The 18,856-nt window shown below is 60.8% G+C and carries 19 protein-coding genes and 1 pseudogene; 11 read left to right on the top strand and 9 right to left on the bottom strand.

Translation table 11 applies throughout. The features are described 5' to 3' along the window. Positions 1-683 precede the first annotated feature (683 nt). Together glgC and G3480_RS19835 are read left to right on the top strand one after the other, a co-directional pair. A pseudogene (glgC, locus tag G3480_RS19840) lies at positions 684-1,952 on the top strand (glucose-1-phosphate adenylyltransferase); the annotation flags it as partial. Positions 1,953-2,305: 353 nt separating this feature from the next. Further along, positions 2,306-2,629, top strand: coding sequence for a hypothetical protein (locus G3480_RS19835; RefSeq protein WP_240905935.1), 324 nt, complete (start codon positions 2,306-2,308; stop codon positions 2,627-2,629). Between the two features lie 348 nt (positions 2,630-2,977). Here G3480_RS19835 and G3480_RS19830 read toward each other — a convergent pair whose 3' ends face one another. The 4 genes from G3480_RS19830 to G3480_RS19815 form a co-directional block, all read right to left on the bottom strand. After that, on the bottom strand, positions 2,978-4,225 hold the full coding sequence (locus tag G3480_RS19830) for a NupC/NupG family nucleoside CNT transporter (protein ID WP_206171801.1): 1,248 nt from the start codon (positions 4,223-4,225) through the stop codon (positions 2,978-2,980). A gap of 113 nt (positions 4,226-4,338) precedes the next feature. Further along, positions 4,339-5,211: an Hsp33 family molecular chaperone HslO gene (hslO, locus tag G3480_RS19825; protein WP_164655626.1), complete on the bottom strand. Its 873-nt coding sequence runs from the start codon at positions 5,209-5,211 to the stop codon at positions 4,339-4,341. A 15-nt stretch (positions 5,212-5,226) separates the two neighbouring features. After that, entirely contained in the window at positions 5,227-6,063 is an 837-nt protein-coding gene (locus G3480_RS19820) for a metallophosphoesterase family protein (RefSeq protein WP_164655625.1), read from the bottom strand. Between the two features lie 60 nt (positions 6,064-6,123). Then, positions 6,124-6,444 carry an MTH1187 family thiamine-binding protein gene (locus G3480_RS19815; RefSeq protein ID WP_164655624.1) on the bottom strand — a complete coding sequence of 107 codons (321 nt, stop codon included), beginning with the start codon at positions 6,442-6,444 and terminating at the stop codon, positions 6,124-6,126. A 133-nt stretch (positions 6,445-6,577) separates the two neighbouring features. Here G3480_RS19815 and G3480_RS19810 point away from each other — a divergent pair, with 133 nt between their 5' ends. The 4 genes from G3480_RS19810 to G3480_RS19795 all read left to right on the top strand — a co-directional run bounded on the left by G3480_RS19810 (position 6,578) and on the right by G3480_RS19795 (position 10,599). After that, positions 6,578-7,039: a hypothetical protein gene (locus tag G3480_RS19810; RefSeq protein WP_164655623.1), complete on the top strand. Its 462-nt coding sequence runs from the start codon at positions 6,578-6,580 to the stop codon at positions 7,037-7,039. Positions 7,040-7,108: 69 nt separating this feature from the next. Next, positions 7,109-7,402 carry a DUF6489 family protein gene (locus G3480_RS19805; RefSeq protein WP_164655622.1) on the top strand — a complete coding sequence of 98 codons (294 nt, stop codon included), beginning with the start codon at positions 7,109-7,111 and terminating at the stop codon, positions 7,400-7,402. Positions 7,403-7,474: 72 nt separating this feature from the next. Continuing rightward, positions 7,475-10,003 carry a putative bifunctional diguanylate cyclase/phosphodiesterase gene (locus G3480_RS19800; RefSeq protein WP_164655621.1) on the top strand — a complete coding sequence of 843 codons (2,529 nt, stop codon included), beginning with the start codon at positions 7,475-7,477 and terminating at the stop codon, positions 10,001-10,003. Continuing rightward, positions 10,000-10,599, top strand: a complete 600-nt coding sequence (locus G3480_RS19795; RefSeq protein ID WP_240905934.1) for an Lcl C-terminal domain-containing protein — start codon at positions 10,000-10,002, stop codon at positions 10,597-10,599. The genes G3480_RS19800 and G3480_RS19795 overlap by 4 nt, the downstream gene beginning before the upstream one ends. A gap of 35 nt (positions 10,600-10,634) precedes the next feature. On the opposite strand, the gene purN is transcribed toward G3480_RS19795, so the two are convergent. Then, entirely contained in the window at positions 10,635-11,321 is a 687-nt protein-coding gene (gene purN, locus G3480_RS19790) for a phosphoribosylglycinamide formyltransferase (RefSeq protein WP_164655620.1), read from the bottom strand. Beyond that, positions 11,314-12,390: a phosphoribosylformylglycinamidine cyclo-ligase gene (gene purM, locus G3480_RS19785; protein WP_164655619.1), complete on the bottom strand. Its 1,077-nt coding sequence runs from the start codon at positions 12,388-12,390 to the stop codon at positions 11,314-11,316. Before purM ends, purN begins: the two co-directional genes overlap by 8 nt. A gap of 119 nt (positions 12,391-12,509) precedes the next feature. On the opposite strand from purM, the gene G3480_RS19780 reads away from it, so the two are divergent. Next, positions 12,510-13,070 (top strand): CDP-alcohol phosphatidyltransferase family protein, encoded by a 561-nt coding sequence (locus tag G3480_RS19780; protein ID WP_164655618.1) that lies wholly within the window; start codon positions 12,510-12,512, stop codon positions 13,068-13,070. A gap of 89 nt (positions 13,071-13,159) precedes the next feature. Here G3480_RS19780 and hda read toward each other — a convergent pair whose 3' ends face one another. Together hda and wrbA are read right to left on the bottom strand one after the other, a co-directional pair. Beyond that, a complete protein-coding gene (gene hda / locus G3480_RS19775; protein ID WP_164655617.1) occupies positions 13,160-13,864 on the bottom strand; it encodes a DnaA regulatory inactivator Hda in 705 nt (234 codons plus the stop codon). Between the two features lie 23 nt (positions 13,865-13,887). Then, positions 13,888-14,487 (bottom strand): NAD(P)H:quinone oxidoreductase, encoded by a 600-nt coding sequence (gene wrbA, locus G3480_RS19770; RefSeq protein ID WP_164655616.1) that lies wholly within the window; start codon positions 14,485-14,487, stop codon positions 13,888-13,890. 497 nt (positions 14,488-14,984) lie between these two features. On the opposite strand from wrbA, the gene G3480_RS19765 reads away from it, so the two are divergent. Continuing rightward, positions 14,985-15,560 carry a thioredoxin family protein gene (locus G3480_RS19765; protein ID WP_164655614.1) on the top strand — a complete coding sequence of 192 codons (576 nt, stop codon included), beginning with the start codon at positions 14,985-14,987 and terminating at the stop codon, positions 15,558-15,560. Between the two features lie 228 nt (positions 15,561-15,788). Beyond that, positions 15,789-16,079, top strand: a complete 291-nt coding sequence (locus G3480_RS19760) for an acylphosphatase (RefSeq protein WP_164655613.1) — start codon at positions 15,789-15,791, stop codon at positions 16,077-16,079. A 128-nt stretch (positions 16,080-16,207) separates the two neighbouring features. Here the strand turns inward: G3480_RS19760 and G3480_RS19755 are convergent, their stop codons facing one another. Further along, positions 16,208-17,077: a metallophosphoesterase gene (locus tag G3480_RS19755; protein ID WP_240905933.1), complete on the bottom strand. Its 870-nt coding sequence runs from the start codon at positions 17,075-17,077 to the stop codon at positions 16,208-16,210. 548 nt (positions 17,078-17,625) lie between these two features. Between G3480_RS19755 and G3480_RS19750 the strand changes: the two genes are divergently transcribed. Both G3480_RS19750 and G3480_RS29040 read left to right on the top strand, forming a co-directional pair. After that, positions 17,626-18,045: a rubrerythrin family protein gene (locus G3480_RS19750; protein ID WP_164655629.1), complete on the top strand. Its 420-nt coding sequence runs from the start codon at positions 17,626-17,628 to the stop codon at positions 18,043-18,045. Between the two features lie 343 nt (positions 18,046-18,388). Continuing rightward, entirely contained in the window at positions 18,389-18,697 is a 309-nt protein-coding gene (locus G3480_RS29040) for a BPTI/Kunitz domain-containing protein (RefSeq protein WP_338114184.1), read from the top strand. Positions 18,698-18,856: the final 159 nt, after the last annotated feature.

Here is an 18,856-nt window from a genome sequence, read left to right as displayed (position 1 = left end):
CCCGCGTCGGCGTTGGTGGACTGCGCTGCGCTTGTCCACCCTACGGAAGACGACTGGCCCAAACGATGATCGACGCCATCAGATGAGACACGTGAAGTCCATCCTCGCCCGGTTGGATCTCTAAGCAGATCCGGTTAAGGTTGTTGGGCATCTTCGGATTTGGGAGCCCGAGTATAGTGCCCTCTTCTGCGACTGATCTTGCTCAACCTGATAGCGACAAGGCATGAACAACGCGGGCTGCTCGTCCCCAGTCAGGCGAACAGCCGATGCTCACGCTATTAACGGGTTACATCTAGCGCCCCCAACTCCGGAACGGCGCAATTCGAGTTCGTTCGCCCGATGGGCCTTGATCATCGTTCGGTCCAGCTGCTGGCCATCCCTGCGTAGTCAGGGCTTCCAGCCCTGATTCTGTCAGGCCAAGATGGCCTGACGACGCATGCGTTGGCCGACTTGGGCGAAGGGATGATCGAGGCCGCCCGATGCGCCATCCTTCGGAAGTCGAAGGTTCGGCGTTGATCGTCGGATCGCCCGGTCGATTGAGTAGGCGCCGGGCATCCTTCAGGCAAAGCGACGTGGGAGCGGCGCCCCGCCGTGATCGCGCGTCCGTTGCGGCTGGGAGCCGCTCTCACCGACTTTGCGCTTGGACCACGAGATGATCGAGGTTCCATCAGACCCAGCACCAAAAAATAGGAGGAGATATGCAGCTCAAGGTTCTTGCGTTTGTTCTAGCTGGAGGCGAAGGAACGCGGCTATACCCATTGACCCGTGAACGTGCCAAGCCGGCAGTTCCGTTCGGCGGGAAGTACAGGATTGTCGATTTCGTGCTCAGCAATCTCGTCAATTCCGGGATTTACTCCATTTATGTGCTGATCCAATTTCGCAGCCAGTCTCTTCTGCAACACCTTAGCGATGGCTGGCAGTTCGGGGGCATTCTCAAGAACGAGTTCTTAGTTCCGGTGCCGGCTCAGATGCGTACCAAGGGCAAGGAGTGGTATCGAGGAACCGCCGATGCCATACACCAGAACTTGAACCTCATCGAGCAATCTGCTCCGGATGTCGTGGTTGTGTTCGGTGCGGATCACATCTACCGGATGAACATTCGGGAAATGATCGAGTATCACCAGCAAAAGCATGCCGATGTCACCATTGCGGCCTTGCCCACAGATAAGAAGTTCGCTAAAGACTTCGGCGTCATCGAGGCAGATAGCAGCGGGCGCATCATGGGCTTCCACGAGAAGAAGGCCGATGCACCTACCATGCCTGGTGATTCGAGCCGTGTCTACGCCTCCATGGGCAACTATGTCTTCAGCACCGATATACTCTTGAAGATGATCGAGGAGGACCAAGAGGATCCTGCGAGTTCCCATGATTTCGGGAAAGACATCTTGCCTAAGGTCATCGGTCAGGCCGAGATGTTTGCCTACAATTTCAACACGAACAATATCCCCGGCGAGGACCCAGACAAGTCTCCCTACTGGCGCGATGTTGGTACCCTTGATGCCTTTTATGAGGCCAATATGGATATACGCGCCATCTCGCCCGAACTCAATCTGTTCAACCGCGCATGGCCGCTGCGGACCGCTAGCTATCCCGATCCGCCGGCCAAGTTTGCATTTGACGATGATAATCGTCGGGGACAGGCCATTGATTCGGTTGTCTCCGGGGGGTGCATCATTTCTGGAGGTTTCGTCAGGGACTCCGTTCTAGGCCGACACGTCTTCGTTCATGCTGGCTGCCATATCGAGGAGTGCGTTATCTTCGATAACTGCGATATTGGACGCAACGCGAAACTTCGCCGCTGTATTCTGCAGAAGAACGTCCGCATTCCAGAGGATTCGGTTATTGGCTATGATCACGAGGAAGATAAGAAGCACTACCATGTGACCGAAAGCGGCATCGTCGTTATCGACGGGAAACGCACGCCTATGCAGCTTTCAACGATCACAGTCTGAGCGGATCTCGGATACCTCCCGGTGTCACGGGACACTTAGAGGCTGTCTGGAAATCATGGTCGAGACATTTGCAGGGGCGAATTCATTCGCCCTTGGTCCGGCGGTTGGGCGAATGAATTCGCCCCTACACGTTTTTCAGACAGCTTCTTATGGGGGTGGTGAACAAGTTCCTGTTGCTCTATGGGTAGACTATTCCAATCTGCTTGGCGTTGAAGTCGACGTTGACGATGTGGTGAAATTTTTCGAAGTTACGGAATCATAGGGAAATCCATGCTTGCGGCTAGAGTTTTGTCTTACGTTACGGTAACTATTGTTCGTCCTATCGAGTATGGAAGGAAAAGCTTTTGCGTGTTATGAAAGCAGAAACCCAAAGAGATCAGGCGCTATCAGTCATGGGTTCAAAGCTCAAGAAGATTTCCAAGCTATATCGGGAGTGCTGCCTTTCATCAGGGAGGGGGGTGCTCATGGTGTACGCTAGCGACGTGATCAATAAATACGGCCCGAAAAAGCATGATTACAGGACAAGAGAAGAAATTCTGGAAATATTCGATAGTCCGGCAAGTCAAGAGGAGTTGAAGGCAATGATCGACGGCTATATTCAGGAAAGAGAAGGGGTAATGGTTTTAATTACGGATTATTCAAATGCAAGTTATTTTATTACGTTCAAATTAGAATGAATTCTGGGGAGTGATCTTATCTATAGGTTGGGCGCTTTCTTAAACGATTGATTTAAGAGCGTAATAATTTCTCGCCATCCTATCATCCTATAGATTGTGGCACTACCCGCGGATGAAGCTGCCGATCACGAATTTTCGTCATGCTGGAACCTCAGCTCTTGGCTGGGTGATACCACAACGAAGACCCAAGACGGACACGTCAGCGCCCACCCATACCAGCGCCGCGCGGGGCCAGATACGACGGCAGCACCGAGCAAGTGCGTCGGCAACCCTCGCAGCAAGACCGTGGAATCGGGATCGAATGCAGCCGCCCACCGCCTTCGCGGTTGGCCTTGCGCGGGCGCGGCATTAGATCAGAAGCGCGACGACTGCCCCGGTCATGAGTGTGGCCATGGTTCCGGCCAGGATGGACTTCATTCCGAGCCCCACGATCTCGTCTCGACGGGCGGGTGCCATGGTGGTGAGGCCGCCAATCATGATGCCGAGGCTGCCGAGGTTGGCGAAGCCGCACAGGGCGTAGGTCATGATGAGCCGGCTGCGCTCGCTGAGCGCACCGTCCGGCAGGCCGGCCAGCTCGAGGTAGGCGATGAGTTCATTGAGGACGGTCTTCACACCCATGAGGGCGCCCGCCGTGCTGGCCTCTGACCAGGGAATTCCGATCAGCCAAACGACTGGCGCCATGATCCAGCCGAGCAGTCGCTGCGCGGAGACGGCTTCGCCGCCGATGGCCGGCAAGAGGCCGAGGAGCTGATTGGCGAGGCTGACCAGGGCAACCATGACGATCAGCATGGCCATGATGTTGAGCCAGAGCGGGATTGCGTCCAGCGTCCCGCGCGTGACCGCGTCCATGGCGCTGCTTGCTTGAGAATCGATCCGGACCTCCCTGTGCTCTTGGACTTGTGTCTCCTCGGGCACGAGGAGACCCGCGAGCATGAGCGCGGCCGGGGCGCTGATGAGGGATGCGCTCAGGATGTGACCGATGGCGTCTGGGACGACACCAGACAAAAAGTTCGCGTAGAGGAACATGACGGTGCCGGCGATGGTCGCCATGCCGCAGGTCATAAGGCCGAAGAGTGCCGATCTGGACATGGATGCCAGGTAGGGCCGGATCAGCAATGGGGCCTCCGTCATCCCGACGAAGACGTTTGCGGCAGCACCAAGACCCAGTGGACCGCCGGTGCCGAGCGTGCGCTTCAAGAGCCAAGCGAAGCCTCGCACCAGCAGCGGGAGGATGCGCCAGTAAAAGAGGAGAGCGGAGAGGGCGCTGATCACCAGGATGAGGGGCAGGGCTTGGAATGCCAGCACGAAGCTGTTCTGCGGATAGCTGGTCTCAAAGGGGGTGGAGCCGCCGCCCAGATAGCCGAAGACCAGCTCGGTGCCTGCCTGGGTCGCTTCCTGGAGCGCCAGCACCATGCGGTTCAAGACGAGGAAGGCGTCCTGCACGGGTGGAAGCTTTAGAAGTACCAGCGCCAGGACCAGCTGGAGTGCGAGTCCCGCCAGGATGAGCCGAGGGCGGACGGCGTGCCTGTTTTCGCTGAGCAGCCAGGCGAGCACAATGAGTACACCTAGCCCGAGCAGGGGCTGGAGGCTGGTCAAGAGGGAGTGAAGGTCCATCGGTCGAAGGGTCCGTCAGGCCGTAGGATGTTGTGAGTCAGGAAGCAGGTCGATCGCGAGCGCAGCTGAATGATGTGGCGCTCGCTCACCGCATGCTACTGCCGTGTCTGCGGCGGCTCGTGCCGTGTCGGCGATGCGAAGAGCTGCCGTGTGTCGACGGAGTCGAAGCGGTACTCGCGGTTGCAGAACTCGCAGGTGACCTCAATCGCACCTTGCTCGGCGAGGATGCTGTCTACCTCCGCCTCGCTCAGCATCTTGACGGTATCCTCAATGCGGCTGCGTGAGCACCCACAGCGGAAGGACATCGGCTCGGGCTCGAAGAGTTTCACGGTCTCTTCATTGAACAGCCGATAGAGCAGCTCCTGCGTTGGCAGATCCCTCAGCTCGCCCGTGGTCAGCGTGTCCGCCAGCATCTCGACGCGCTCCCAATCCTCGTCCTCGGCGTCCTCGTTCGGCATCTTCTGAAGCAAGAGCCCTGCGGCGTGCTCGCCGTTGGCGGTTAGCCAGAGCCGGGTCTTTAGCTGCTCCGATTCCTTGAAATAGGCTTCGATGGCGTCGGCGAGATCCGCTCCCTCTAGTGGGACCACCCCCTGATAGGGATCGGCATTTTGCCGCTGCACCGTCAACACCAGGCGCCCCTCGCCGAAACGCTCGTCGAGCGAGCCTTGCTCGGGGACCTCTCCCTGCCAGCGCGCCAGTCCGCGCAGGGTGCGCGCATTGGTGGCCTGAGCGACCAGGGTGCGGATGGGGCCGGCGCTCTGCACTTGGAGGATGAGAGAACCCTCGAATTTGATGGTCGCCGCGAGCAGCGACACGGCCGCGAGCGCTTGGCCGAGCGGCTCCTGAACGGCAGCTGGGTAGGTGTGCGCGTCCAGCACGGCACGCCAGCTGGCGTCCAGATGAATCAAGTTGCCGCGGATGCCGGCATGCTCGAACAGGAATCTGGATAGCGTATCTGCGTCTTTCATGAATTAGGGCTCAGTTCAGTCGATACTCGCGAGGAAGGCGTCAACCGCAGGCTGCAAGGGACGCTCGCCGGCGAGGACGGCCGGCTCGAAGTCGCGTCGCCAGGTCGGCATCAGCAAGTGGGCGCGGCGCCATTCCTCGAACAGAATGCGCGCCAGTGGACCGCCTCCCTCGATGAAGCCGTGATCATGGAAGTCGCGCTCGGCCTGCGCCCGGTCGTAGTCGAAACGGATGATGTCCCAATGCCAGCCGCTCGCGCGCAGTTCCAAGAGCGCGTAGCTGCCGCGCGGGTCGCCGTCGAAGGGCGAGCCGACGGAACCGACGTTGAGAACAGGGGTGCCGTCCACGAAACGGAGTAGCGGGCGATGTGTATGGGCGGTGACGAAGAGGGAGACGTCTTCAGGCATGGCGGCGCGCACATCATCGTCGCTGACGCTGGTGGTGATGCCCTGCCGATTGCTCGCCATGGTGCCATGGGTGACATGCACCCAGCTGGAGTCGTCGCCGCCGTTGAAGCAGAGGTGATCAGGCCAGTCTTGGAGCGCGTCCAGGCGCGGACGGACTTGCTGGTAGGTCCAGTCGGCGAAGCGCCGCAAGGCTTCATCGAGCGCATCGCGCGGCGCTTCGCGGGCGCAGCGCAGGATCCAGGCCTCATGGTTGCCCTTTACCGGGAGCCAGCCGTGGGTGCGTCTCAAGTCGTCGAAGCGCTCGAGGCAGGCAAGGCTGCTGGGGCCGCGGTTCACCAGATCGCCATCCATGATCACCATATCCGGGTCCCAAGCGCCTATTCGCGAGACGGCCTCCTCCATGGCGGGCAGGTTGCCTTGCACATCTGAAAAGATGGCGATCTTCATGGTCCGTGCTCCTAGAAAACGAATCAGACACCTTACCGGGAAGCTTCGAGCAATGGAGCTCTAGTTCCCCTGACTGACCGAGCCGATACGCCCTTCGACAGATTGGATCTTGCCCTTGAGTCGTCCCTTGGGGCCTTGGCGAACATCGAACTTGGCGACGGCGTAGACGCGCGTGCAACCCTGCTCGTCGAGCAGGCTCTGAGCACGCGCGATCAGCTCGAGTGCTTCGGGCAGGGTGTCGGTTTCGACTTGTGTGCCCATGGGCGAGAGCTGATAGTCGAGTCCGCTGTCACGAATCATCGCGACCAGGGGCGCCACGAACCGACTAACACTGACTCCTTGGTCTGTTGGGAACATGGCGAGATCCAGGATGACTGACATGGCGTTACACCTTTTTGTTTGCGCAGGTCTACATTTGGCTGTGCGGGATTGGCGCATTTGGGCCCCGGGCCTTAGACTTCAAGCAGCGGTGTGCAGCTTGGCAGGCCGAGTCAAACAATTTTCGAGATTGGTAATGGCATCAGAAATTGATTCAGGCGAGCCGGATTGGGATACGCCGCTCTCCCTCACCACCACCCCGGGTCTCATCATGCACGCACTCATGGGAACGGCGAGCGCCGTGCATACTGCTTGGAGCAGCTGCATCGATGATACCTTGGTGCTGTCCAATCAGGTTGCGATGGACGACCAAGCGGGGCACTACGTGCGGCTGGTCGAGCAGGAGTTCGTCGAGGAGGACCAGCCCGGCCAGCTTTGGCACGATTGGACGCTGGAGGTCCGCATTGGCTCCGTGCTGACGACGGGGCACTGGCAATTCGCCGCGAACGCCCATCCCTCCGAATGGGAGTGGAATGCCCGTGAGGCAAGCCGTGCCTTCGAGCGCGCCTGCGTGCTGCTTGGCCGGCGCGTGAGGCGCTCCTTGGTCGTCGAGGAGCCGGTTCAGTTCGAGGATGTGCCGCGGGCGAGCCGGCACTGAGATTTGGTTTAGGCTCGCGCAGCGCCGCGAGCGTGCAGCGGGCGTCCACCTTGCGACTAGGAGAGACCCATGAAGATCACCGTCGATATCGATATGTCCCCCGAAGAAGTCCGTAAGCTGTTTGGCCTGCCGGATGTCGAGGCCTTTCAGCGCCAGCTCATGGATGACATCCGCGAGCGCATGGTCGCGGGCGCCGAGGGCTACGATCCTCTGAAGCTCTTTCAGCCCTATGTCGCGGGCACCGTTGCCTCCTGGGATATGTTCCAGAATATGCTGAAAAATCTATCCTCGGGTGCGGCCAAGGGTTCCGCTGACAAGTCATCCGATTCGAGCGATGGGAGTCGCTCCAAGCGCTCGGACTGATGGGTTCACGCCGAGGCGGCAGATCAGGACGCAGCGGAGGGAGAGCATGGGACCGACCTTAGAGCAGTCAGTATGACGAAAGCGCGGCTGCCGGTTCAAGAATGGGAGGAATCGGCCTACGGAAAAGGGTTTGCGAGCGAGCTGATGCACCAGCTCGTGGTGCCGGCGTTTGTGATCGACGCCACGGGGCGAGTCATCCTCTGGAACCAGGCGTGCGAGCGTCTCACGGGAATGCCGGCCGCTGATGTACTGGGTACGCGGGAGCATTGGCGAGCCTTCTACAGTGATCGGCGCCCCTGTCTGGCTGACCTCATCCTTGCGGGCCGCGATGGCGAGATCAGCGATTTCTATCCGGAGCATCGAGGCGGCACCGACGAAGGGCGCGAAGCGCATGCCGAAAACTGGTGCGTCATGCCTCTGCGCGGCGTCGAACTCTATTTGGCATTGGATGCGCGCTCCATTCGCGACGCGGACGGGCGTGTGATCGCGGTCGTGGAGACGCTGCGGGACCAAACCGCACGGCGTCGGGCCGAGACCAAGTTGCAGTTGGTTGCAAGCGTTTTCGAGGGTTCTCAGGAAGGGATTCTGATCACGGATCCCGAGCAGCGAATCCTGGACGTGAACCTGGCTTTCACACGGATGACGGGCTACAGCCGGGACGAGGTGCTCGGCAAGACGCCGGCGATTCTCAGATCAGGTCTGCAGGACGCGCGCTTCTACCGTCAGATGTGGCGGCAGCTGGCCGAAAAGGGGCATTGGCAGGGGGAAATTTGGAACCGGCGGAAGTCCGGCGAAGTCTTCCCTGAGACCCTTCACATCAACGCTGTTCACGACGAGCGCGGCGCGGTGTCTCACTACATCGGGATGTTCATCGACATTAGCGACCTCAAGACCACGCAGCAGCGCCTGGTCAACCTGTCGCACTACGATGAGCTGACCAACCTGCCTAATCGTGTCCTGCTTGCCCGTCGTCTGCATGAGGCGATGGAGCGTGCCTCGGGCTTCGATCGTCTCGTTGCGATCTGTTCGCTTGACCTTGACGATTTCAAGCAGATCAACGACCGCTATGGCCATGAGACCGGGAATCGGCTCCTGGTTGAGGTTGCCAATCGGCTGCGCTCGACGATAGGGCCCAGTGACGTCGCAGGCCGCCTTGGTGGGGACGAGTTCGTCCTGCTGCTCACGGATCTCGATAGCGCCGACGGGTTGGAAGAGATGCTCGCGCGCATCTTCACTCAAGTGACGCGCTCCTGCTATATCGACGATGCGGAGATCAGCGTCTCGGCAAGCATCGGGGTGACCCTCTATCCGCTGGACGACAGCGATCCGGACACCTTGCTGCGTCATGCCGATCACGCCATGTATCAGTCGAAGCAGCTCGGCCGTAACCGCTACCAGCTGTTTGACATGGAAGCGGCTAAAGACCTGCGGGCACAGCATCAGGAGCTGGAGCGGATCCGCGAGGCCCTGCAGTATGGTGAACTGAGGCTCTTCTATCAGCCAAAGGTCAACCTGCGCACGGGCCAGGTCGTCGGGTTGGAGGCATTGATTCGCTGGCAGAAGGACGCAGACACCCTGCTTGGGCCGCAAGATTTCCTGCCCATCGTCGAGCACTCGCCGCTCATCGTCGATATCGGCGAATGGGTGCTGCGCCAGGCCATCGACCACGCGATGCAATGGCGGGAACAGGGGCTGGATCTCATTGTCAGCGTCAATATTGCCGCGCGTCACTTCCAGCACCCCGATTTTCTGGCCGGATTGCAGCGCGTCCTGGCCGAGCACCCGGAAATGCCGCCGGACCGCCTGGAACTGGAGATCCTCGAGAGCACCGCATTGGATGACGTCCTGACCATGCGCGCACTCATGGCTGAATGTCAGCGTATCGGCGTGCGTTTCGCCCTCGACGACTTCGGAACTGGCTATTCATCGCTCAGCTACCTCAAGCAGTTGCCGGCGGATACGCTCAAGATCGATCGCTCCTTCGTGCGCGACATGCTGGATGACCAAGACGATCTTGCCTTGGTGGAGGGGGTCATCGGTCTTGCGGCGACCTTTCGTAAACAGGTGGTCGCCGAGGGGGTCGAGACCCCAGAGCACGGTCTCTTGTTGATGCAGCTTGAGTGCGACTACGCGCAAGGGTTCGGCATTGCTCGGCCGATGCCGGCGGAGCAGGTCGCCGAGTGGATTTCCTCCTATCGGCCGGATTGGAAATGGACGCTCTTCGCCGATCGGCGGTGTCGGATCCAGGATATGCCCGTGCTGCTGGCAGGGTACGAGTACAGCCGCTGGCTCGAGCGGTTGGTCAAAGGTGTCGAGCGGCGTGAGTATTGCGATGCCATGAACGGGATAGAGGAGCTTCCCAGCCCGCGTTTTCTCGCCTGGCTGAAGGGTGAAGGTCGGCGCTACTATGGCCGCTTGCCAGAGTACAGGGAGCTGACTTACCTGCACTACGAACTGCTCCACGCCTGCGCGAGGGTCGGTGCGGCGCTGGATTTGGACGACGGCAGTGTCGCGGATGCTGTCTGCGAAGACCTGCAAGAACTGGAGAGGCGGATATTGGCGATGACTCAAGCACTGCAGCGGCGCACCGCGATTCCATGATGCCCGCGCGTCTTTGGCTCTTGGTCTTCGGCGTGGTTGTCTTTGTTGCCTCCGCCACTGCGCGCGAATGCCAAGACGAAGCGCTCCCGGATATGCCGAGCCCGCGCTTTGTGGTGATTCAGAACGGAACGGTTAAGGACGCAAGCACGGGCCTGATGTGGAAGCAGTGCGCCGAGGGACTCGGCGGCATCGGCTGTGTGCGGGGCGAGACCATGTCACTGAGCTGGCAATCGGCGATGCAGCGCGCGCAAACCTCGACCTTTGCGGGTCACGCGGATTGGCGGCTACCGGATCGGGATGAGCTGATGTCCTTGCTCGAGCGGCGCTGCTTCGGACTCGATATCGATGGTGTGGCCTTCCCCAACACCCAGCCTGGACGCTTCTGGTCCTCTACGCCAGCGAACTATTATCCGGGCAGCGCATGGCGTGTGCACTTTGGCACCGGCGACATGGACTACGGCATGAAGCGTCAATCGGCCTTCGTCCGGCTGGTGCGAGATGCCCACGCTTGCACGCCGGCCCGCCCGAGCACTTGTCTGCCACACGAAGATCGTCTCTATGAGCCGCATGGCTCGGTTGAGGAACTCGCGGAGTAGGGGGGCGAGCGGTCCGAATGCTGGCGGCGTCAAACTCAGCGTGCTGCTTGGATCTCTTGGGCGGGCGAGGGGGGCTCTAGAGTCCGCGGCTCGAGCAGCGGCCTTGCGTCCAGATGCGGGTGGCCGTCTTCGCCGAGCTGGAGTCGGCCCTCGGCGAACCAGCTGACCGCCGTGGGATAGAGAAGGTGCTCGCGCTCGAGTACGCGAGCCGCGAGGGATTCCGCATCGTCATCGGGCTGCACCGGGACGCGTGCTTGGAGGATGACAGGGCCGCCATCGAGTTCCGCCGTGACGAAGTGGACGCTGGCGCCGTGCTCGGCCTCGCCGGCGTCGATGGCGCGCTGATGCGTATGCAGGCCTCGAAACTTGGGGAGCAGCGAGGGATGGATGTTCATCATGCGGCCTTGGTAGCGGTCGACGAATCCCGCCGTGAGGATGCGCATGAATCCAGCAAGCACGACCAGCCCGGGCGTGAAAGCGTCGATCAGTTCGGCGAGCTTGCTGTCGAAGCTCTCGCGGTCGCTATAGTCGCGGTGACTCAGCACCCGAGTCGGGATGTCGTGTCGGCGCGCCCGCTCCAGCCCCAAGGCGTCGGCGCGATTGCTGATGACCGCGGCGAGCCTAAAGGGGGCGCCTCGAAGCTGGGCGTCGATCAAGGCCTGCAGGTTGGTGCCGCTGCCGGAGATGAGTGCGACCACTGGGAGCGGCGGCCGCTCACCCATGGCTGGCTCCGACGTCACTGAAGACGACCTCGGGCTCGCCATCCGTGACCTCGAGCTGGCCGAGTGTCCAGGCCGTCTCGCCGGACTGATGCAGCTGGGTGAGTGCGCTCTCCGCGTCCTCAGCTGCGACACAGACCACCATGCCAACCCCGCAGTTGAAGGTGCGGAGCATCTCCATGTGCGAGATTCCGCCGCGCGTTTGTAGCCAATCGAAGACCGCCGGGCGCTTCCAGGAGGTGAGATCGATGTTCGCGCGGAGGCCGGGCGGCAGGACGCGCGGGAGATTCTCTGTGAGTCCACCGCCGGTGATGTGTGCGAGCGCATGGACGTCGATGGAGTGCGTCAGGGGCAGCACGGAGGCGACATAGATCCGGGTCGGGGCCAAGAGGGCGTCGCCCAGGGGCTGGCCATCAAGGTCTTGGGCGAGGTCGGCATCGCTAACCTCGATCACCTTGCGGATGAGCGAGTAGCCGTTCGAATGCGGCCCCGAGGAGGCGAGTCCGATGAGGATGTCTCCGGGCTTGGCTCGGTCAGGGGTGATCAGACGGCCCTTTTCGGCGATACCGACGCAGAAGCCCGCCAAGTCGTAGTCGCCTTCGCCGTACATGCCGGGCATTTCAGCCGTCTCGCCGCCGGTCAGGGCGCACTGGGCGAGCTGGCAGCCGCGCGCGATGCCGGAGACGACGGCTTCCGCGACATCGACATCCAGCTTTCCGGTCGCGTAGTAGTCGAGGAAGAAGAGGGGCTCCGCACCGCTGACGAGGATGTCGTTCGCGCACATGGCGACCAGGTCGATGCCGATGGTGTCGTGTCGCCCAAGCTCGATCGCAAGCTTCAGCTTGGTGCCGACGCCATCCGTTCCCGAGACCAGCACCGGCTCGCGATAGCGATCGAGCGGCAGCTCGAACAGGGCGCCGAAGCCACCCAGCCCGTCAAGAACGCCGGGTCTGCGGGTCGCGGCGGCGAGCGGCTTGATGCGATCCACGAGTCTGGCGCCAGCATCAATGTTGACCCCGGCGGCGCGATAGCTCAGATTGGCGGATGGAGGGCGTTGGGAATCCTGCGGCACGCGGTGGCTCCGGTATGGCTGATGAGAAGCCGCATAGTATACCGGGCCTTGGACAGCCGAGATGCTCCAAGCTAGGATCACCGCCCAGAATTGCGCCTGTAGCCTTAAGGATGTGGTCTTTGAAGCCGAGCGATCTTCCCAACATCATCAGCATCATCAGGTTGATCGCCGTCGTTCCGGTGGTCTATCTGCTGATTCAGCAGCAGTATCTGTGGGCGCTGATCCTCTTTGCGGTCGCCGGTGCCTCGGATGGCCTGGACGGTTTCCTCGCCAAGCATTACGGCTGGCAGAGCCGGCTGGGTGGGATTCTCGACCCTCTGGCCGACAAAACGCTGCTCGTCTGCTGCTTTCTCGTGCTCGGCGCGCAAGACCTGATTCCACTGTGGTTGGTCCTGGCTGTTGTCTTGCGTGATCTCGTCATCGTCAGTGGTGCCGTGCTCTACAACTACGGCGTCGCGGAGGTCGACGCTGCCCCCATCCCGGTGAGCAAGGCTAACACCGCGATCCAGATTCTTCTGGTGGTCGCGGTGCTCACGGACGCCGGGTTCTATGCCCTGCCGGATGCCGCGCTCTCGGCCCTGGTCTGGGGCTGTCTCATCACGGTTCTGATTAGTGGCGCTCAGTACGTGTGGGTATGGGGACGCAAGGCGGCCCGGCAGGGCTGGAAGTCGCGGGGCTGAGGGTCGGTGATCGGTGATCGGTGATCGGTGATCGGTGGCCAGTCACTAGCCACCAGCCACCAGCCACCAGTGGCCAGTCACCTTTTGGCTCAATCGTCAGGCTCCATGGCCCGCCGCACCAGGGGGATCGTCGGCTGGCGCTGTTCGCGCAGGCTGACGCTGTCGACGCGTGCGATGACCTCCATGAGCGAGGCGGGGTCACGCGGGTAGCGATTCATGACGAAGCGCACGATGTCGGGACCGAGTCGTAGGCCCCGACGTGCTGCAGATTCGGTCATGAGGCAGGCACAATCCTCGTCCGATAGGGGCTGCAGACAGTAGCGAGGCCCCCAGAGTAGCCTGGAAGCAAGATCGGGCAAATGCACGCCGAGGGCATCGGGAGCTGCGCTCGCCGCCATGATCAAGCCCTTGCCCTGGTCGCGCATTCGGTTGAAGAGGGCGAAGAGCGTCTCTTCCCAGCGGGCATCGCCGACAATACTCTGGATGTCGTCGATGGCGACCAGGTCCAAGCGCTCCAAGTTTTCGAGTACCCTGGGATCCAGGCCCGGTGTGGTGAGTGGCAGGAAATGCGCCTTGCGGCCCTGATTGCCCGCGGCGAGGCAGGCTGCCTGGAGGAGGTGCGTCTTGCCAGTGCCCGCAGCGCCGAACACGAAGATGAAGGGTTCACCAGCCCCCTGGGCGATCGCCGTGATCGCCGCGACGGCCTCCGAATTGGGGCCAGGCAGGTACTCCTCCAGGGTCGGCTCGCGCCGAAGCTCGATCGGCAGATGGAGCTGTCGATAAGGCGTGCTCAAAGGGCGCTGAGCCGTGCCGAGGCTTAGTGAGGGGCGTCCGCGAGCTTGGCGGCCGTGGTCGCGAGACGCTTGCCGAGGGCGTGGCAGAGCCGCTTTTCCTCCTCGGCGACTGGGCGGTCGCTCTCAGTGCCGGCGAGATGGGACGGGCCATAGGGGGTGCCGCCGGTTTGAGTATGCAGCAGATCGGATTCGCTATAGGGCAGTCCCGTGATCAGCATGCCGTGATGCATCAGCGGCAATATCATGCTGAGCAGCGTGGTCTCTTGGCCGCCATGTAGGCTTGATGTGGAGGTGAATACCCCCGCCGGCTTGCCGGCGAGCGCGCCCGCGAGCCAGAGTCCGCTCGTCCCGTCGAGAAAATACTTCAGCGGCGCCGCCATGTTGCCGAAGCGCGTTGGACTTCCCAAGGCCAGCCCGGAGCAATGCTTGAGGTCATCCAACTCGGCGTAAGGGGCGCCAACCGGAGGAATGCTGTCCTCGACGGCTTCACAGACCGTAGAGACGGCCGGTACCGTGCGGAGTCGCGCCTCCAGTCCGCCCGACTCGACGCCGCGCGCGACCTGATGCGCCATTTCGGCGGTTGCTCCGTGGCGACTGTAGTAAAGGACCAGGATATAGCTCATGAGGATCTTCGCTCGCTCGTCATCTGGTTGAGATTTTTGGCGCTTAGTCTACCGCAGATGCTCTCCGTAACCGCCAGTCGTTGTGAGCGGTTGCGAAGCGGTTTGGTGTCTTCAGCGGCTTCCTCGAAGGTCTCCGCTGACGGCGCGTCATGACTTTGTCTTCGCCATCATGCGGCATGATAGGCCTGCGCTGGAGTCTCTCAAGTATTAGCAAATTATTTCGTTAGAAAGCGTCCATCAACAACTTCCCCCCTTTCGCAAAGGGGGGCTAGGGGGGATTTCGGGCGGCATCGCTCGCATCGGGAAACAATTGATGGACACCTTCTTAGCATCTTCGCTTCCGTTTTTTCATCACCGCCAGACTTGGCGCGATGAGGTCGACGTTGAAAGCCGGGCATGATCTGGTGAGAATCGGCACCCGGAGCGGCTCGCGGTCTAGGCCAAATTGGAGAGACCCCGCTGCGCGGAGATTGGATAACGATGAGGAGGAGTTCGCAATGCGTTCAAATCGAAGCTGGAGACCCCAGCCTAAGCTCGCCCTGGCCAGTTCCTGGCTCCTTGCAGCTGCTGTAACCCTCTGGGTTAGCAGTGCGCTAGGGGTCACGCGGGATCCGGTAGAGCACTTCTTCAACACCACTTTTGGCGATTTCAGTGAGGAGCTGGAGACGGCGAGGGCGGAGGGCAAGCAGGGTGTCTTGTTGATGTTCGAGATGGACGAGTGCCCTTTCTGCCACCGCATGAAGACCACCGTGCTCAATCAATCGGAGGTGCAGGACTACTTCCAGGAGCATTTCCTCATCTTTCCGGTGGATATCGAAGGGGACATTGAAATCACCGATTTCTCGGGCGACTCCATGAAGCAAAAGGACTTTGCGCTCAAGACGCATCGGGTCCGCGCCACGCCAGTCTTTGCCTTTTTCGACCTGGACGGGAACATGGTAGCGAGATACACAGGGGCTGCGCGGGACGCTGCGGAGTTCATGCTCTTGGGTACCTATGTCGTCGAAGGTCACTACAAAGACATGAGCTTTCCGCAATACAAGCGCGAGCGGCGCGAGACGGCCAAGAAGTGAGAAATGGGGCATGTCACCCTCTCAGAGGCTGTCTGAATATTGCAATCGCCCGAGCTGTAGGGGCGAATTCATTCGCCCTCTCGGCAGTGTTAAGGGCGACTAGAGTCGCCTCTACGAGGTTTGTCAGACAGCCTCTCAGCGTCGGTGTGCCCCGAGCTTGAGCGCCGGTCTAGCCGGATCGATTCATGATATCCGCGGTTTGGACGCCGCGATCGCCAGGAGTCCGAGATGGGAGATCATCAAGCAGAGCAACGCATCTGCTATCGCTGTCTAGTGGGTGGACGGGTGCAGGGGGTTTTCTTTAGAGCCTCTGCACGCGAGCAGGCGATGCGGCTCGGTGTGACAGGTTACGCGAGGAATTTGCCGGACGGCCGTGTCGAGGTTCTGGTGTGCGGGGATGCGCCGGCCGTGGCTCAGCTGCGCGATTGGCTGCGCACAGGGCCTGCGGCTGCTCGGGTCACGGGCGTTGCTTGCGAGCCTCTCGACTACCAGTCGTACGCCGATTTCACCATTGATTAGGCGATTGCCGGAAGATCGCTTTTCAGATGGCATCGGAGCGAGGTTCGCCTTCACGGAGCACCGGCGGTGCGACAGGGAAGGCGGGCCTCGAGACAAGTCAGCGAATATGGGCTTTGGTAGAAATCGCCTTAATAGCCGCCTACTTGGTGCAAGGGTAGTTCCGCGTAATGCTCCAGCCGCACGACCTTGGTCGCGAGGCTGCCGTCGGGATAGAGGGTCAGCTCACGGTACCCAGGTGGGCTGTCGTCGATCGCAAAATCCTTGCTGCCGGAGAGGAACTGAAAGCAGGTCGAAGGGGCGCCCAAAATTGAGCACTCGCCATGCTTGGCGCTAAAGGATTGATGGATGTGACCGAAAACGAGGGCCTTGATATGTGGATTGCGGTCGCAGAGCGCGATGAGTTCCGAGCCGTTATCGACGCCCATGGTGTCCATCCAGGCGCTCTGAATGGGTACCGGATGGTGGTGCAGAAAGATCGCCGTCGGCGCGCGATTCTCCTCTAGCAGGTCCTGAAGTTGATTCAGCTGCGCTGCGGTCAGGTGTCCACCCTCTTGTCCAGACACGCTTGAATCGAGGAAGACCAGATTCCAACTGCGGAGTCGCCTGAGCGCGACCGATCCCAAGGCGGCTGAACCAAGGTGCTCCTGCATGAGTCCCACGTCGTCGTGATTCCCTGCCACGCAATAGTGGGGTAAATCTGTCCGCTTCAGTGTCTCGCGCAGGTAGCGATAGCCTGCGGGCGTCTCATCGTGCACCAGGTCTCCGCTCACGACGATCGCGCTGGGTTGGGCATCGGATGATAGCGCAAGCTCTAGCACGGCCTCGAAGCTGCCGCGCGTCGTGATGCCCAGGAGCTGTCCGTGCGGATCGCCGAAGAGATGCAGGTCGGTCAATTGAAGCAGTCGAATCGGCATCTCGTTCTCGAGGGTCGCGACGTCGTTCTCTAGTTGGTGCGGATGATGAATATTAGCGACGATGTTTGGCTTGTTTGCCGGCATGAATCGTTCCCGATAATGAAGCTAGCGGGGATGGCTCAAGACTCGAAAGTCCCTGGGGTGCTGTTCTAGCAGCCACTGTCGTTGCTCACAATGAACCCGTTCACGCGCTCATAATAGTTATTCATCTAAGGCGGCTAGAGTGAGAGATTGGTCACAAGACGCAATCCCGTGACAGCTGCCGATTCGCCGAGACTCGGCCTCACAGGGTTTATCACCTGGTGGCGAATGGCTTGGCTAAAACCCTGTCCGACTTCAGCGGTGTCGCCACGACGGATGCCTGGATTTCCGCACCCTTGGGTAGGGCGGTTGGAAGCCGCTCAGGACGATTTCTTGGAACGCTTGATGGGCTCCTGGAAAGCCTGCCGCATGGGTCTTTAATTCCGACCGCAAGCCCGTACCTTCAACGTGACAGGGGAGCGGTCTCGGCCCATAAAGCAGGGCTATCGCTGTCATTGGAACAAACAATTTCTGCGAACTCAGTCACCGACTTACCTTGGCCCGCGTTCGCCGAGCCATCCAACCCACTTAACCATCTCGAGGAGAGCACTATGGATCTCAAGGGCAGCAAGACTGAAGAAAGCTTGAAAGAAGCCTTTGCTGGCGAGTCTCAGGCCAATCGTCGCTACCTCTACTTTGCCGCTAAGGCCGACGTTGAGGGCTACAATGACGTGGCCGCGGTCTTTCGGTCGACCGCGGAGGGCGAGACTGGTCACGCGCATGGTCATCTTGAGTACCTCGAAGCCGTTGGTGACCCCGCAACTGGGCTGCCGATCGGCGACACTTCGGATAACCTCAAGGCATCGATCGCTGGAGAGACGCACGAATACACGGACATGTACCCGGGTATGGCGAAGACGGCTCGCGACGAGGGCTTCGACGAGATCGCCGATTGGTTTGAGACCTTGGCCAAGGCCGAACGCTCTCATGCCAACAGATTCCAGAAGGCGCTGGATAATCTCGATGCCTGATTCTCGGCATTGAACCTTGGTAGCAAGAAGGGGGCGGTTACGCCCCTTTTTTTATGTCTGCCGCCATGGCTTTGGCGTGAAGGGCCTGTTTGCGAGTCGCTGATTCTGTGCTGACGTTCGTCGGTCGATGAGACGTGATACAGGGACAGGCTCTCTGCACCTGTCGATCGATATGCGGGATAATCGGACAGGCTCCTAGAGCGATATGCCGGGATCAGCCTGTGCTGCGCGCCTATCCCTGGGTGCTTTCAGGTTTCGATTCGCTCCCTAGCGGGGCGCGCTGCGCGCTCCACGGCTCCGGGCGATTTTCTGAACTCAAGGATCAGAGAGGCGAGTCGAATCCATGAGCTGTCTGCTTTCCCCTAGGCGTTTTGGGAGTTCGAGGATGCGCCGCTCGCTGTTCATCTTTTTCTTGGCTTCTGTCATCACATGTCTCGGGTGTGCTGGACCTGGAGGCGAAGCGTCCGATGCGGAGGAGCTTTCGGTGACCTGCCTCGTGAAGCCGGATGCCGGCCCATGCCGTCAGAACCAGATGGGATTCTATTTCGACTATCGCGATAATCGTTGTAAGTCGTTCAGATACGGCGGTTGCGGCGGCCGCGTCCCCTTTGCGTCAATGCGGGAATGCAGAGACTTTTGCGGTGCAGATTGAGCGACGCGGCGTAGATCATCGCGCCGCCCAGTCGATCGAGCAGGCATCACGGATCCTTTGAGCAAAGCGACGTGGGGGCGGGGGGGCCCCCCCCCGGGCGGGGGCGGGGGGGGGGGGCGGCCCCCCCCGCCCCCCGGGGGGGGGGGGGGGGGACGGGGG

The organism is Thiorhodococcus mannitoliphagus, from assembly GCF_010915725.1.
Classification (GTDB): Bacteria; Pseudomonadota; Gammaproteobacteria; order Chromatiales; family Chromatiaceae; genus Thiorhodococcus; species Thiorhodococcus mannitoliphagus.
Note: the sequence above shows the minus strand (reverse complement) of the source record. Positions and strands in the feature narration are given on the sequence as shown.